General features: G+C 52.4%; 6 tRNA genes. All 6 read right to left on the reverse strand.

Annotated features, from left to right (window positions below):
* Positions 1 to 65 precede the first annotated feature (65 nt).
* The 6 genes from AC1DSK_RS17430 to AC1DSK_RS17455 all read right to left on the reverse strand — a co-directional run bounded on the left by AC1DSK_RS17430 (position 66) and on the right by AC1DSK_RS17455 (position 627).
* A tRNA-Pro gene (locus tag AC1DSK_RS17430) sits at positions 66 to 142 on the reverse strand.
* Positions 143 to 156: 14 nt separating this feature from the next.
* A tRNA-Arg gene (locus AC1DSK_RS17435) sits at positions 157 to 233 on the reverse strand.
* Positions 234 to 255: 22 nt separating this feature from the next.
* Positions 256 to 344 (reverse strand) — tRNA-Leu (locus AC1DSK_RS17440).
* 13 nt (positions 345 to 357) lie between these two features.
* Positions 358 to 432 (reverse strand) — tRNA-Gly (locus AC1DSK_RS17445).
* Positions 433 to 451: 19 nt separating this feature from the next.
* Positions 452 to 536, reverse strand: a tRNA-Leu gene (locus tag AC1DSK_RS17450).
* A 15-nt stretch (positions 537 to 551) separates the two neighbouring features.
* Positions 552 to 627, reverse strand: a tRNA-Lys gene (locus tag AC1DSK_RS17455).
* Between the last annotated feature and the right edge of the window lie 30 nt (positions 628 to 657).

The following is a 657-nucleotide window of genomic DNA, read 5'->3' on the forward strand; positions in this document are numbered from 1 at the left end:
CCCCTGCGTGCAAGGCAGGCGCTCTCCCAGCTGAGCTAAGGCCCCGTAAAAGGGATAAAATAAACTGGTCGGGAAGACAGGATTCGAACCTGCGACCCCTTGGTCCCAAACCAAGTGCTCTACCAAGCTGAGCTACTTCCCGAAGTTTAAAAAATATGGCGCGCCCGAGAGGACTCGAACCTCTAACCGCTTGATTCGTAGTCAAGTACTCTATCCAATTGAGCTACGGGCGCTAAWTATKMTGTTTTAAAAAGATGGTGCCGAGGACCGGAATCGAACCGGTACGGTAGTCACCTACCGCAGGATTTTAAGTCCTGTGCGTCTGCCAGTTCCGCCACCCCGGCATTCAAGAAGATATGGAGCGGAAGACGAGGTTCGAACTCGCGACCCCCACCTTGGCAAGGTGGTGTTCTACCACTGAACTACTTCCGCTCGTATAATATTGTRAAAATGGTGCGGGTGAAGGGAGTCGAACCCCCACGCCTTGCGGCGCTAGATCCTAAGTCTAGTGCGTCTGCCAGTTCCGCCACACCCGCAACTTAGTATGAAAATGGTGAGCCATGTAGGATTCGAACCTACGACCCTCTGATTAAAAGTCAGATGCTCTACCAACTGAGCTAATGGCTCTAACAATGGTGCCGGCGAAAGGAGTCGAAC

The organism is Paenisporosarcina sp. P4_B8, from assembly GCF_056402175.1.